This is a genomic window from Arthrobacter dokdonellae (assembly GCF_003268655.1).
Taxonomy (GTDB): Bacteria; Actinomycetota; Actinomycetes; order Actinomycetales; family Micrococcaceae; genus Specibacter; species Specibacter dokdonellae.
In genome coordinates, this window is the sequence record NZ_CP029642.1 from 4258716 (window position 1) to 4272533 (window position 13818).

Here is a 13818-nt window from a genome sequence, read left to right on the forward strand (position 1 = left end):
CACAAGTCTACCGTGGCGCCGAAGCGTGATTACTCAGCTTCGACTTCCTGGGCGGCCTCGCCGCCGGCGGGTGCAAAGCCTGCAGCCGCGGCGGACTCGGCAGAGTCAAACCAGACCTCGGCCACCGTGGCGTCGTACCAGCGCGAGCCAGGCACGTGGAACTTCATGGAGTCCTCGTTGCCCTTGACCTCGAAGCCCTCGGGGGCCTCGTTGTCCTCGGTGGCCGCGTGCGAGCCGGCGTACTTGGCTTCGGCAGCTTCAACCGGGGTGGCAGCTTCCTCGGCGGGGGCGGCCGTGACGGCAGCGGTGGTGGCTTCCTTCACGACGGCCTGCTTGGCGCTCACCGGCTCCAGAACCAGTTCGATCACGGCCATGGGGGCGTTGTCGCCCTTGCGGTTGCCGATCTTCGTGATGCGGGTGTAGCCGCCGTCGCGGTTTTCCACAGCCTTGGCGATGTCGGTGAACAGCTCGTGGACAATGCCCTTGTCGCTGATCAGGCCGAGAACGCGGCGGCGTGAAGACAGGTCGCCACGCTTGGCGAAAGTGACCAACCGCTCGGCGTAGGGGCTCAGGCGCTTGGCCTTGGTCAGGGTGGTGGTGATCCGCTTGTGCTCAAACAGGGCGGCGGACAGGTTCGCGAGCATCAGGCGCTCGTGAGCCGCGCCGCCTCCGAGGCGGGGACCCTTGGCGGGTGTTGGCATGGTGTTTCTCCTCAAGTACCAGCCGCACCGGGCCAGTCACATCAGTTGTGGCTGGCGGTGCCGGCTAAAGAATTGTTGTTCGTCTTAGAGTTCGTCGTCGTTGTATGCGTCGTCGTTCTCGTCAATGGCTGCCGCACGGGCGGCGAGGTCAAATCCTGGAGGGGAATCCTTCAGGGAGAGGCCCAGTTCAACCAGCTTTGCCTTGACCTCGTCGATGGACTTCGCACCAAAGTTGCGGATGTCCATCAGGTCAGCCTCGGAGCGGGCAACGAGTTCACCCACGGAGTGGATGCCCTCACGCTTGAGGCAGTTGTAGGAACGCACCGTCAGGTCCAGGTCCTCGATCGGCAGCGCCATGTCGGCGGCGAGTGCGGCGTCCGTCGGGGACGGACCGATCTCGATGCCTTCAGCGGCGGTGTTCAGCTCGCGGGCCAGGCCGAACAGCTCAACCAGCGTGGTGCCGGCGGAGGCGATGGCATCACGCGGGGAGATGGCCTGCTTCGTCTCAACGTCAACAATCAGCTTGTCAAAGTCGGTGCGCTGCTCAACACGGGTGGCCTCCACGCGGAAGGTCACCTTCAGGACGGGAGAGTAGATCGAGTCAACCGGGATGCGGCCGATCTCGGAATCCAGGCTCTTGTTCTGGGCTGCCGAAACATAGCCGCGGCCGCGCTCGATGGTCAGTTCGAGCTCGAACTTCCCCTTCGAGTTCAGCGTGGCAATGTGCATGTCCGGGTTGTGGAATTCCACACCGGCAGGCGGGGCGATGTCAGCGGCCGTGACGACGCCGGGGCCCTGCTTGCGCAGGTAGGCGACGACGGGCTCGTCGTGCTCCGAGGAAACGGAGAGGCCCTTGATGTTCAGGATGATCTCGGTGACATCTTCCTTCACACCAGGAACCGTGGTGAACTCGTGCAGGACGCCATCGATGCGGATGCTGGTGACAGCAGCGCCGGGGATGGAGGACAACAGGGTCCGACGGAGGGAGTTTCCCAGGGTGTAGCCGAAGCCGGGCTCCAACGGTTCGATGACAAACCGGGACCGGTTTTCGGAGACTACTTCTTCAGAGAGGGTGGGGCGCTGTGCAATGAGCACTGGGGGTTTCCTTTCAGCGAGCATCCGCTATATGACGCAACACAGGTGGTGGAAAAGGCGGCTGGCGACTTAACGGCGGCGGAGTTGGCCCTCCCCGGACGCCTTGGATTGAATCCAAGGCCGTCGAGAAAGGCCAACTCACACTGCGGCGGTGTCGTTAGACGCGGCGGCGCTTGGGCGGGCGGCAGCCGTTGTGGGCGCTGGGGGTGACATCCTGAATGGAGCCAACCTCAAGACCAGCAGCCTGCAGCGAACGGATAGCCGTTTCGCGGCCCGAGCCCGGACCCTTGACAAAAACGTCAACCTTGCGCAGACCGTGCTCCTGTGCGCGCTTGGCAGCTGCTTCAGCAGCCATCTGTGCGGCGTACGGAGTCGACTTGCGCGAGCCCTTGAAGCCAACCTCGCCGGCGGAAGCCCACGAGATGACGGCACCGTTCGGATCCGTGATGGACACGATGGTGTTGTTAAAGGTGCTCTTGATGTGCGCCTGGCCCAGCGCAATATTCTTTTTATCCTTGCGACGCGGCTTACGAACCGCTCCACGAGTCTTTGGGGGCATTTTATTCTCCTACGAAAGTTTTTTTGAGGGGTCGGCGTGCGCTATTTTTAGCGGCCGGCCTTCTTCTTGCCTGCGACGGTGCGCTTCGGGCCCTTGCGGGTGCGAGCGTTGGTCTTCGTGCGCTGGCCGTGCACAGGCATGCCGCGGCGGTGGCGGATGCCCTGGTAGCTGCCGATCTCAACCTTGCGGCGGATATCTGCTGCAACCTCGCGGCGAAGGTCACCCTCAACCTTGTAGTTACCCTCGATGTTGTCACGCAGCTGAACGAGTTCAGCGTCGGACAAGTCCTTCACGCGGACGTCCGGGGAGATCCCCGTGTCTGCCAGGACTTTCTTAGCACGGGTCTTGCCCACGCCGTAGATGTATGTAAGCGCTACTTCCAGCCGCTTTTCGCGGGGAAGGTCTACGCCAGCGAGACGTGCCATAGTGGCTGCTCCTTGTGTAAACCGGAGGTCGTAGACAGTACACCCGCACTATTGTCCAGTGCGGCCCCGGCCTCCGACCGGGGGTCCGTTGGCCGGTTGCGAAAGTATTTTTCGCCTTCGTCCAACTTGTGCTGCCTTATTTATGTACTTGCGTGAGCGGCTGCCCGGCTTCCTCCCAAAGGGAAGGATTAGCCCTGGCGCTGCTTGTGGCGCGGGTTCTCGCAGATCACCATGACACGCCCGTTACGGCGAATCACCTTGCACTTGTCGCAGATCTGCTTGACGCTCGGCTTGACCTTCATGGCATTCCTTTGCGTGATTGCAGTTGTGGTTATTTGTAGCGGTAGACGATGCGACCACGGGTGAGGTCGTAAGGGCTCAGCTCCACCACAACTCGGTCCTCAGGAAGGATACGAATGTAGTGCTGGCGCATTTTTCCTGAGATATGGGCAAGAACGATGTGCTTGTTCGTCAGCTCAACACGAAACATCGCATTGGGCAGCGCTTCAGTCACAACGCCCTCGATCTCAATGACCCCGTCTTTCTTGGCCATATCCTCCGCTAACTTTGTTGCGCCGGCCCGGCTCCGCCCGGAATGGGCACAACACGGGACGACTTTGGGTTTACTACTAATATTTGTTCGTCTGAGTTCACGGTGGACGGCCCGGCCATGATGCCCGGCTTCCGCAGCGCGCCCCAAAGAACAGCGGGCACAGACAACCAACAACCAACTCTACGGCAAAGCGCCAAATAAGTTAAATTGCGGCAGGGTCCCCCGCTTGTGATATTAGCCGCCCGCAGCCGGGAAGGCCGGCCAGCTCCCGCCTGCCGTGGACACTTCCTCGGCGGCGGCCACGCCGTCGAGGACCGCCACCCGCACCGCCTCTGCGGCGGCACTTTGGAGCTCGATCATGGCCGCGGCGGGCGACCGCGGATCGGCGGCCAGCACAACGGCCCCCGTCGCCAGCGTGAAGATTGTGTCGCCGTCGGCCAGCGTGTGGACGGGGTTCAGCGCCCGGGCCATTCCGGCGTGCGCGGCAGTCGCCGTCCGCTTTGCCTCCGCAACGCTCAGGGCGGCGTTCACGGCCACCACCACGAGGGTCGTGTTAAGCCCCTCACCGGACGACGGCGGGACGGCACCCGGGTGCCACGGCACCCCGGCGGCGTTGACCACGGCGAGGGCGCCCACCACCACTCCGCTGTTCTTTCCCGACAGCCGGACGGACGCAGTCCCGACGCCGCCCTTGAACCTCCCGGCACCGATGGCGGCACCCGTCCCGGCCCCGGCGTTCCCACGTTCGACGGCGGAACCCTCGGCCGAGCCCGCCGCGTCCAGCGCCGCCTCATACCCCATGGCCGCATCGGGCCGTGCGGCAAAGTCCCCGCCGCGGCCCAGGTCAAAGATCGCCGCGGCGGGCACGATGGGGACCACGCCGCCGGGCACGGGGAAGCCCCGCCCGTTTTCCTCGCACCAGCGCTGCACGCCGCCGGCAGCGGCCAGCCCGTAGGCGCTTCCGCCGGTCAGCACTACGCCGTCGACGGTGGGGACCAGGGTGGTCGGGTCCAGCGCGTCGGTCTCGTGCGTGCCGGGGCCGCCGCCGCGGACGTCGACGGAGCCGATGGTGCCCGCCGGCGGCAGCACAACGGTGACGCCGGTGAGCCAGCCGCCCCCGCGGCGCTGGGCGTGGCCCACCCGGATGCCGGGCACGTCCGTGATGGAACCCCTGCTCATGTCTTGTCCTCCCGGCGCATTCGGATGTTGCCCTCTCGACCATGCTAGGTCCCACCACCAAATATGCGCCCGTCCGGCGGCACAGCGAAGCCCTGCGGATCGGCCTCCTCCGCAGGTGTCCGGCAGGGGTGCTCGCTGCCGCCGGATCTAGCTGGACCGCGGAGTTACTTGACAGGCTTTTGGGGTGCAATTGCGGCGGGATGATTGATTTCCACATGGTCGGCGGGAGACGATGCGCAACCGCCGGGCCGGCTTTCGTCGATAGCGTGCGCAAACGCCCCGGTGGGCATGCCCCTGTGCAGCCTTCTACGATGGGTGCCGGCCTCCCGCCGTTTACGGTGCCTGCAGCGCCGCGCCACGGAGCCGGCGGCGTCCGTCAGCCCAGCGGCACGGGCGTGACACCCAACGGCGCCAGCCGTTCCGCACCGCCGTCGGCCGCCGTCAGCACCCAGATGCCCTTGGCATGGACGGCCACGGAATGTTCCCAGTGGGCGGCACGGGCCGCGTCCTCGGTGACAACTGTCCAGTCATCGGCCAGCGTCCTGGTTTCCAGCCCGCCGCGCACCAGCATGGGCTCAATGGCCAGGCACATGCCCGGCTTGAGCTTGGGGCCTCGGTGCTTCGAGCTGTAGTTGAGCACGTCCGGGGCCATGTGCATGGCCGAACCGATGCCGTGGCCCACATAGTCCTCGAGGATCCCCAGCGGTTTTCCCGGCTGCGAAGTGACGTACTCGTCAATCGCGTCGCCGATGTCGCCGACGTACTTGGCTGTTGCCATGGCAGCGATGCCGCGCCACATGCCTTCCTCGGTGACGTCGCTCAGGCGCCGGTCCTCGGGGTCCTCCGCGGCCGCACCGCCCACAATCACGGTGCGGGCAGAGTCCGAGTGCCAGCCCTCGACGATGGCGCCGCCGTCGATGGACAGCACGTCCCCGGCCTTGAGCACCCTCTTGCCGGGGATGCCGTGCACCACCACCTCGTTGACGGAGGTGCAGATGGTCGCCGGGTAGTCGTAGTAGCCAAGGAAGTTGGACGTGGCTCCGGCCTTGTCGAGCAGGGCGGCAAAGAGGGTGTCCAGGGCGGCGGTGGTGACGCCCGGTGCGGCCGCGGCAACCACCTGGTTAAGGGCGTCGTCGAGTATGCGTCCGCTGCGATGCATGATGCGCATCTGGTCGATGGTCTTGTACTCAATCCGTTGCTGGCCGAATGCCATGGCTGGATCCCTTCGCTGGAAAAATTTGAGGGCTCCTTCCCGCCGACGGAAAGGAGCCCTCCTCCCCTTCAGGGCGTCCATGGGAACGCGGGAGAGGCAAATCTGGTTGAGCTAGATGTTCTTGATGGCGTCCATGATGCGGTCCGTGACGTCGTCCATGCCGCCCAGGCCGTCGACCTTCGCCAGGATGCCGCGCTCCGCATAGCGCGCCACCACGACTTCTGTCTGTTCCCGGTAGAGGTCCAGTCGGTGGCGGATGACGGCTTCGTTGTCGTCGCTGCGGCCGGTATCCCGGGCCCGGCCCAACAAGCGCTTGACGAGTTCCTCGTCGTCGGCCGTCAGCTGGACCACGACGTCAAGCACGACGCCGGCCGTGGCCAGGATGTCGTCGAGCTCGTCGACCTGGGCCGTGGTGCGGGGGTAACCGTCCAGCAGGAAGCCGTCACTGACGTCATCCTGGGCGAGCCGGTCACGAACCATCCGGTTGGTCACGCTGTCCGGCACGAAGTCGCCATTGTCCATGTACTTCTTCGCTTCCAGGCCCAACGGGGTTTCACCCTTGACGTTGGCACGGAAGATGTCGCCTGTGGAAATGGCGACGATGCCCAGTTCGGCACAGATGCGTTCGGCCTGCGTTCCTTTGCCTGACCCGGGAGGTCCAATGATCAGCATTCTTGTCATCGCAATAACCCTTCATAGTGGCGCTGTTGGAGCTGTGCGTCAATCTGCTTGACCGTCTCCAACCCGACACCGACAACAATCAACAGCGAGGTGCCGCCGAACGGGAAGTTCTGGTTTGCCCCAATCAGGACGAGGGCGATGAGTGGGATCAGGGCGATGATGCCCAGGTAGAGCGATCCCGGCAGAGTGACGCGTGAGATTACGTACTGCAGGTAGTCCTGCGTGGGCTTGCCGGCACGAATACCGGGAATGAAGCCGCCGTACTTCTTCATATTGTCAGAGACTTCTTCGGGGTTGAAAGTTATCGCGACATAGAAGTACGTAAACCCGATGGTCAACAGGAAGTACATCAGCATGTAGATCGGGTGGTCGCCACGCGTGAGGTAGGTATTAATCCACTCAATCCAGCCCGGAATGTTGGCACTGTTTTTGGGTGTGGCGAACTGGGCCAGCAGCGAGGGCAGGTACAGCATCGACGAGGCGAAGATGACCGGGATGACGCCGGCCATGTTGACCTTGATGGGGATGTAGGTGCTGGTGCCGCCCATGGTGCGCCGGCCGATCATGCGCTTTGCATATTGGACGGGGACGCGGCGCTGGGACTGCTCCACGAACACGACCAGTGCGACGATAACCAGCCCGAGGAGCAGGACGATCAGGAACGTGCCCCAGCCCTGGGTCTTCAGGATGGCGCCGAGGGCGGTCGGGAACCGTGCGGCGATGGCCACGAAGATCAGCAGGGACATGCCGTTGCCGACGCCCTTTTCGGTGACGAGCTCGCCCATCCACATGATCAGGCCCGAACCGGCCGTCAGGGTCAGGATCAGCAGGCCGACGACCACCAGGCTGTCGTCCGGGATCAACGGGGTTGCGCTGCCGGCCGCGCCGCAGCCGGCAAACAACTGGCCGGAGCGTGCCAGCGTCACCAACGTGGTGGCGTTGAGCAGGCCAAGGGCGATGGTCAGGTAGCGCGTGTACTGCGTCAGCTGGCCCTGGCCCTGGGCGCCTTCCAGGTGCAGTTCCTGGAAACGGGGAATGACCACGCGCAGGAGCTGAACAATGATGCTCGCGGTGATGTACGGCATGATGCCCAGCGCAAAGATCGAAACCTGAAGCAGGGCGCCGCCGCTGAACAGGTTAACGAGCTGGTAAATACCTTCGCTGGTGTTGGCGGAATTTACGCACTGTTGGACATTTCGGTAGTCAACTCCGGGCGAGGGGATGAATGCACCCAAGCGGAAGATGGCGAGGATTCCCAGCGTGAACAACAACTTGCGTCGCAGATCAGGCGTGCGAAAGGCGCGGCCAAATGCGGTAAGCAAGCGTCCTCCTGATGTGTAGAGAGAAGTGAAGGTTCGCAAGTGAACCCAAGGAAAGATTCTAGCGGGTGATCTGGCTCGCACTGAAACGCGCGGCACCACCCGTTGCCTGCCGCCGCGCTGGGCGGCAGCTTCTTGGCACATAGGCAAAAGACTCCCGGGGGCGGAACATGAGCTCCGCCCACCAGGAGTCTAATCGCCAGATGTGCGCATTACAGTGAACTGTTTAGAGTTCGGTGGTCGAGCCACCTGCAGCACTGATCTTTTCCGCCGCGCTGGTGGAGAACGCGTGAGCGGTGACGTCAACCTTGACGGTGATGTCGCCGGTGCCCAGCACCTTCACGGGCTGGTTCTTGCGAACCGCACCCTTCTCTACCAGGGTCTCGACGGTGACAACGCCGCCGTCGGGGAAGAGCTCGTTCAGCTTGTCCAGGTTGACAACCTGGAACTCAACGCGGAACGGGTTCTTGAAGCCACGCAGCTTGGGCAGGCGCATGTGCAGCGGCAGCTGGCCGCCGGCAAAGCCGGCCTTTACCTGGTAGCGGGCCTTGGTACCCTTGGTACCGCGGCCTGCGGTCTTACCCTTGGATCCTTCACCACGGCCAACACGGGTCTTTGCCGTCTTGGCACCGGGCGCCGGGCGCAGGTGGTGAACCTTCAGTGCATTCTGCTTTTCAGCAGTTTCAGCAGTGTTCTTCTCAGCCACTGTTACTTCGCCTCCTCAACCTTGACAAGGTGCGGAACCGTGTTGATCATGCCCGCGGTCACTGCGTCAGCCGTACGAACGACAGAGTCGCCGATGTGCTTCAGGCCCAGTGAGCGAAGGGAGTCCTTCTGGTTCTGCTTGACGCCGATGACGCCCCTGATCTGAGTGATTTTCAGCTTCGCGTCGGAAGGCTGAACGTTCTTCGGTGTAGTCATTACAGACCTGCCTTTTGCATGTTGCGCAACAGCACATCCGGGGCGACCTCGTCCAAGGGCAGTCCGCGGCGGGCCGCAACCGCCTTGGGGTCTTCCAGGCGCTTGAGCGCATCAACGGTTGCGTGAACAATGTTGATGGCGTTCGAGGATCCGAGGGACTTGGACAGCACATCGTGGATGCCAACGCATTCCAGCACGGCGCGCACCGGACCACCGGCGATCACACCGGTACCGGCGGCAGCCGGACGCAGCAGGACGACGCCGGCAGCGGCCTCACCCTGCACGCGGTGCGGGACGGTCTTGCCGATGAGCGGAACGCGGAAGAAGGACTTCTTGGCTTCCTCCACGCCCTTGGCAATGGCCGCGGGAACTTCCTTGGCCTTGCCGTAGCCGACGCCGACCAGGCCGTTGCCGTCGCCAACGATCACGAGAGCGGTGAAGCTGAAGCGGCGACCGCCCTTGACCACCTTGGCAACGCGGTTGATGTTGACAACGCGTTCGATGAACTGGTTCTTCTCGGCCTCGCGGCCACCGTCGCGGCCGCGGCCACGGCCACCGTCACGACCGCCTTCGCGGCCTCCACGACCTCCGTCGCGACCGCCGCGGCCACGGCCGCCGTCGGTTGCTGCTGCGGTCTCGGTCTTGGCAGCCGCGCCGTCAGCTGCAGTTGCTTCTGACACAGTGTTCTCCTTGTTAATGTTTTCGCTCACAGTGCCAGACCGCCTTCGCGTGCACCGTCGGCGACAGCTGCGACGCGGCCGTGGTAGCGGTTGCCGCCACGGTCGAACACCACAGCGTCAATGCCGGCAGCCTTGGCCCGCTCGGCGACGAGCTCGCCAACGCGCTTGGCCTTGGCGGTCTTGTCACCGTCGAAGGAGCGCATGTCTGCCTCCAGGGTCGACGCGGACACCAGGGTCAGGCCCTGGGTGTCGTCGATGACCTGCACGAAGATGTGGCGCGCAGAACGGTTGACCACCAGGCGCGGGCGCACGGTGGTTCCACTGATGCGCTTGCGTACGCGCAGGTGGCGACGGCCGCGTGCTGCGGCCTTGGACTTTCCTCTTACGGACAGTGCCATGGTTACTTACCAGCCTTTCCGACCTTGCGGCGGATGATCTCGCCTGCGTAGCGAACGCCCTTGCCCTTGTAGGGGTCGGGCTTGCGCAGCTTGCGGATGTTGGCAGCAACTTCGCCCACCTGCTGCTTGTCAATGCCTGCGACGGAGAGCTTGGTGGGGCCCTCAACCGTCAGGGTGATGCCGGCCGGTGCCTCGACGACAACCGGGTGGCTGAAGCCGAGGGCAAACTCGAGGTTTGCGCCCTTGGCGGCTACGCGGTAACCGGTACCAACAATTTCCAGCTTCTTCTCGTAGCCCTGCGTGACACCGATGATCAGGTTGTCAATGAGGGTACGCGTCAGGCCATGGAGTGAGCGTGATGCGCGCTCATCGTTGGGACGGGTCACCGTGATGGTGTTTTCTTCGAGAGCAACCTCAATGGGGCTGGCCACAGTGTGCTCCAGCGTTCCCTTCGGGCCCTTGACGGAAACGAGGCTGTCTTCGATCTTGACCTCGACGCCGGCAGGCACGGAGATGGGGAGACGTCCAATACGTGACATTATTCTTTCCCTTCTCTCTACTACCAGACGTAGGCGAGGACTTCCCCACCCACGCCCTTCTTGGCAGCCTGGCGGTCGGTCAGCAGACCGGACGACGTCGACAGGATGGCGACACCCAAACCGCCCAACACGTTGGGGAGGTTGGTGGACTTTGCGTAAACGCGCAGGCCGGGCTTGGAGATGCGGCGCAGGCCGGCGATTGAACGCTCGCGGCTGGGGCCGTACTTCAGGTCGATGGTCATTTTCTTGCCAACTTCGGCGTCTTCGACCTTCCAGCCGGCGATGTAGCCCTGTGCCTTGAGGATGTCGGCGATGTGGCCTTTGAGCTTGCTGAACGGCATGGACACGGAGTCGTGGTGTGCCGAGTTTGCGTTGCGCAGACGCGTAAGCATGTCTGCGACAGGATCTGTCATTGTCATTTGGGCGCTTGCCCTTCCTCGTAACGGTTTCCTTCACGTGCACAGTGCCTGTCGAAACCAGGTTTCGACGTGCCTGAACCGTGAAACGGACCTTTTACGTAGATTAGTTATCTTCGGATTTGAACGGGAAGCCAAGCGCCTTGAGCAGCGCGCGGCCTTCGTCGTCGGTCTTGGCCGTGGTCACGACGGTGATATCCATGCCGCGTACGCGGTCAATGGCATCCTGGTCGATCTCGTGGAACATCACCTGTTCGGTCAGACCGAAGGTGTAGTTGCCGTTGCCGTCAAACTGCTTGCCGCTCAGGCCGCGGAAATCGCGGATACGGGGCAGTGCCAGCGTGACCAGGCGGTCGAGGAATTCCCACATGCGGTCCCCACGCAGCGTGGCGTGGCAGCCGATCGGCATGCCTTCGCGCAGCTTGAACTGTGCGATCGACTTGCGGGCCTTGGAAACCTGGGGCTTCTGGCCGGTGATGGCGGTGAGGTCGCGGACGGCGCCGTCAATGATCTTGGAGTCCTTGGCGGCATCTCCAACACCCATGTTGACAACGACCTTGACCAGGCGCGGAACCTGGTTGACGTTCGCGTAACCGAATTCCTGCGTCAGCGTCGCCTTGATTTCCGCTGCGTAGCGGGTCTTCAGGCGAGGCGAGACCTTGGGCGTGTTCTCTGCAACTGCGGCGCTCATGCCAGATCCTTCCCCGAGCCCTTGGCAACGCGGACGCGTACTTGACGCTCGCGGCCATCGCGCTCAACGGTCTCGATGCGGTAGCCAACGCGGGTCGGCTTCTTGGTGGACGGATCCACCACGGCAACGTTGGAAATGTGAATGGGAGCCTCGACGATTTCAATGCCACCGGTGGTGGTGCCACGTTCCGTCTGGCCAGCCTTGGTGTGCTTGGTGACGCGGTTGATGCCTTCAACCAACACGCGGTTGGTCTCGGGGAAAACCTTCAGGACCTTGCCCTGCTTGCCACGGTCGCCGCCACGTTCGGCCTTGCCACCTGTGATGACCTGAACCAGGTCACCCTTCTTGATCTTCGCCATAAGTTACAGCACCTCCGGAGCCAACGAGATGATCTTCATGAACTTCTTGTCACGAAGTTCACGGCCAACCGGGCCGAAGATACGGGTACCGCGGGGGTCCCCGTCGTTCTTGAGAAGCACTGCTGCATTCTCGTCGAACTTGATGTAGGAACCGTCCGCGCGGCGGCGTTCCTTCTTGGTGCGAACGATGACAGCCTTGACGACGTCACCCTTCTTTACGTTTCCGCCGGGAATTGCGTCCTTGACGGTAGCGACAATGGTGTCGCCAATGCCTGCGTAGCGGCGCCCGGATCCACCGAGAACGCGGATGGTCAAGATTTCCTTGGCACCCGTGTTGTCGGCGATCTTAAGCCGCGACTCCTGCTGAATCACTAGTGTCTCCTGTTCGTCGCGCCGGTTCTTGGCCACAATCCATCTGTGGATAAGCCTTGCGGAACGTATTGTTCGGGATGTCTCTCGACGTGCCTGGATTTTGCCAAAACACGCCTAAATACCTCATGCCAACTGCACTTTCCGCACCGGATGCGGTGGACTAATCCACCTGCTGGACGGCAGTTTGTAGTGGCACGAGCATTTACGAGGTATTTGCGCACCCACTGCCACTGCCGATATCGGCGGCACAGAAAAGGCGCAGCAATAGATAATCCTAGCACGACGCCTGAACCCCGGCCCGCGCCCTCGGCCCACCCACGGCGTTGCCTTCCCCACAGGCGCGACTGGCCGGCTCCGGCGTCAGGCCCCGGAAAATTCAGCGGCGGCTCGCCTTTGGCGGCCCCCGGACTGGGGCCCCACACCGAATCGATGGTTCAGCTTCGGCGGACTGGAACCCGATGTCCGAATTGATAGTGCAGCTTCCGCGGACCGGCCCGGCCCCAAGCCGCAGTACCTGCACCATCAACCCGGAGCGGGAGCACAGCAGCTACATTGTCGTGGCGGCGGCCAGGACGTCGGCAGGCTGGAACCCGATGTCTGAATTGATAGTGCAGCTTCGGCGGACTGGCCCGGCCCCAAGCAGCATTACCTGCACCATCAACGCGGAGCGGGAGCACAGCAGCTACATTGTCGTGGCGGCGGCCAGGACGTCGGCAGGCTGGAACCCCACACCCGAATCGACGGTGCAGCTTCGGCGGACTGGAACCCGATGTATGAATTGATGGCGCAGCTTCGGCGGGCTGGCCCGGCCCCAAGCCGCATTACCTGCACCATCAACCCGGAGTGGGAAGACAGCAGCTACATTGTCGTCGCGGCGGCCAGGACGCCGGCAGGCTGGAGCCCCACCCCCAAACCGATGGCGCAGCTTCGGCGGGCTGGAACCCGATGTATGAATTGATAGTGCAGCTTCGGCGGGCTGGCCCGGCCCCAAGCCGCATTACCTGCACCATCAACCCGGAGTGGGAAGACAGCAGCTACATTGTCGTCGCGGCGGCCAGGACGCCGGCAGGCCCGGCATTTCCTACGCGGCTTTCCGGCCGGCGGCCGTGGAGGACCGTCGGCCTCCTTGACGTCGCCTACTGAAACACCGGACTCGCCCGCAGCAGTGGCGGCCAAGTTCTCGTAGGCGACGTAAAGGAGTCACTAAGGCCGCCCGCGGCCGTGTGGCGAATAGTCGCCGAGACGAAACCGGCTTCACCGCACTGCTTCGCCGAGACGAGGCCGGCTTCACCGCGCTGCTTCGCCGAGGGAATGCCTACCCGATCAGTTTCGACGAGCTCAACCACCTGGTACGGGGTCGCTCCAACGGAAGCGTCCGCCGCCGGGCGTTAAAGCAGGTCGGGCCCGCCACCGCGAACGGTGACGGGCCCAAAATCAATCAGCACGGGGCTGATGAATTACTTGGCCTTCTCGACGATCTCAACCAGGCGGAAGCGCTTGGTTGCCGAGAGCGGACGGGTCTCGCTGATGATGACGAGGTCGCCGATGCCGGCGGTGTTCCCTTCATCGTGGGCCTTGACCTTCTTGTTGCGGCGCAGGACCTTGCCGTAGAGGGCGTGCTTAACACGGTCCTCAACTTCGACGACGATGGTCTTGTCCATCTTGTCGGAGACGACGTAGCCACGCATCTTCTTGCGCTCGCCGCGGGCTGCACCCA

Annotated in this window: 20 protein-coding genes; all 20 read right to left on the minus strand. The window is 63.4% G+C overall.

The features are described 5' to 3' along the window. Window positions 1-29: 29 nt before the first annotated feature. The gene (rplQ, locus tag DMB86_RS18955) at window positions 30-701 is read right to left on the minus strand and encodes a 50S ribosomal protein L17, sunset domain variant (protein WP_113719145.1); all 672 of its coding nucleotides are present in this window, start codon (window positions 699-701) and stop codon (window positions 30-32) included. An 84-nt stretch (window positions 702-785) separates the two neighbouring features. Continuing rightward, entirely contained in the window at window positions 786-1796 is a 1011-nt protein-coding gene (locus DMB86_RS18960) for a DNA-directed RNA polymerase subunit alpha (RefSeq protein ID WP_113719146.1), read from the minus strand. Between the two features lie 157 nt (window positions 1797-1953). Further along, window positions 1954-2355 (minus strand): 30S ribosomal protein S11, encoded by a 402-nt coding sequence (gene rpsK, locus DMB86_RS18965; RefSeq protein ID WP_054012279.1) that lies wholly within the window; start codon window positions 2353-2355, stop codon window positions 1954-1956. Between the two features lie 47 nt (window positions 2356-2402). Continuing rightward, the gene (gene rpsM / locus DMB86_RS18970; protein ID WP_038464651.1) at window positions 2403-2780 is read right to left on the minus strand and encodes a 30S ribosomal protein S13; all 378 of its coding nucleotides are present in this window, start codon (window positions 2778-2780) and stop codon (window positions 2403-2405) included. Between the two features lie 188 nt (window positions 2781-2968). Beyond that, window positions 2969-3082, minus strand: a complete 114-nt coding sequence (gene rpmJ, locus DMB86_RS18975; protein WP_011775570.1) for a 50S ribosomal protein L36 — start codon at window positions 3080-3082, stop codon at window positions 2969-2971. Between the two features lie 29 nt (window positions 3083-3111). Next, window positions 3112-3333, minus strand: coding sequence for a translation initiation factor IF-1 (gene infA / locus DMB86_RS18980; protein WP_009358723.1), 222 nt, complete (start codon window positions 3331-3333; stop codon window positions 3112-3114). A gap of 234 nt (window positions 3334-3567) precedes the next feature. Further along, window positions 3568-4512, minus strand: a complete 945-nt coding sequence (locus DMB86_RS18985) for a P1 family peptidase (RefSeq protein ID WP_113719147.1) — start codon at window positions 4510-4512, stop codon at window positions 3568-3570. A 376-nt stretch (window positions 4513-4888) separates the two neighbouring features. Then, window positions 4889-5725, minus strand: a complete 837-nt coding sequence (map, locus tag DMB86_RS18990; RefSeq protein ID WP_113719148.1) for a type I methionyl aminopeptidase — start codon at window positions 5723-5725, stop codon at window positions 4889-4891. 111 nt (window positions 5726-5836) lie between these two features. Continuing rightward, complete coding sequence (locus DMB86_RS18995) at window positions 5837-6397, minus strand: adenylate kinase (RefSeq protein ID WP_171814616.1); 561 nt, start codon at window positions 6395-6397, stop codon at window positions 5837-5839. A 5-nt stretch (window positions 6398-6402) separates the two neighbouring features. Next, complete coding sequence (secY, locus tag DMB86_RS19000; protein ID WP_113719150.1) at window positions 6403-7728, minus strand: preprotein translocase subunit SecY; 1326 nt, start codon at window positions 7726-7728, stop codon at window positions 6403-6405. A 223-nt stretch (window positions 7729-7951) separates the two neighbouring features. Beyond that, on the minus strand, window positions 7952-8431 hold the full coding sequence (gene rplO, locus DMB86_RS19005; protein WP_113719151.1) for a 50S ribosomal protein L15: 480 nt from the start codon (window positions 8429-8431) through the stop codon (window positions 7952-7954). 2 nt (window positions 8432-8433) lie between these two features. Beyond that, window positions 8434-8646: a 50S ribosomal protein L30 gene (gene rpmD, locus DMB86_RS19010; protein ID WP_113719152.1), complete on the minus strand. Its 213-nt coding sequence runs from the start codon at window positions 8644-8646 to the stop codon at window positions 8434-8436. Next, the gene (rpsE, locus tag DMB86_RS19015) at window positions 8646-9326 is read right to left on the minus strand and encodes a 30S ribosomal protein S5 (protein WP_171814568.1); all 681 of its coding nucleotides are present in this window, start codon (window positions 9324-9326) and stop codon (window positions 8646-8648) included. The genes rpmD and rpsE overlap by 1 nt, the downstream gene beginning before the upstream one ends. Before the next feature lie 26 nt (window positions 9327-9352). After that, window positions 9353-9724, minus strand: coding sequence for a 50S ribosomal protein L18 (rplR, locus tag DMB86_RS19020; RefSeq protein WP_113719154.1), 372 nt, complete (start codon window positions 9722-9724; stop codon window positions 9353-9355). 2 nt (window positions 9725-9726) lie between these two features. Next, entirely contained in the window at window positions 9727-10263 is a 537-nt protein-coding gene (rplF, locus tag DMB86_RS19025) for a 50S ribosomal protein L6 (RefSeq protein ID WP_113719155.1), read from the minus strand. Between the two features lie 20 nt (window positions 10264-10283). After that, a complete protein-coding gene (rpsH, locus tag DMB86_RS19030) occupies window positions 10284-10682 on the minus strand; it encodes a 30S ribosomal protein S8 (protein ID WP_113719156.1) in 399 nt (132 codons plus the stop codon). Between the two features lie 103 nt (window positions 10683-10785). After that, window positions 10786-11370 carry a 50S ribosomal protein L5 gene (gene rplE, locus DMB86_RS19035; RefSeq protein ID WP_113719157.1) on the minus strand — a complete coding sequence of 195 codons (585 nt, stop codon included), beginning with the start codon at window positions 11368-11370 and terminating at the stop codon, window positions 10786-10788. Next, complete coding sequence (gene rplX, locus DMB86_RS19040) at window positions 11367-11729, minus strand: 50S ribosomal protein L24 (RefSeq protein WP_113719158.1); 363 nt, start codon at window positions 11727-11729, stop codon at window positions 11367-11369. The genes rplE and rplX overlap by 4 nt, the downstream gene beginning before the upstream one ends. A gap of 3 nt (window positions 11730-11732) precedes the next feature. Further along, window positions 11733-12101 (minus strand): 50S ribosomal protein L14, encoded by a 369-nt coding sequence (gene rplN, locus DMB86_RS19045; RefSeq protein WP_113719709.1) that lies wholly within the window; start codon window positions 12099-12101, stop codon window positions 11733-11735. 1457 nt (window positions 12102-13558) lie between these two features. Beyond that, on the minus strand, window positions 13559-13789 hold the full coding sequence (rpsQ, locus tag DMB86_RS19055; protein WP_113719710.1) for a 30S ribosomal protein S17: 231 nt from the start codon (window positions 13787-13789) through the stop codon (window positions 13559-13561). Window positions 13790-13818 lie beyond the last annotated feature (29 nt).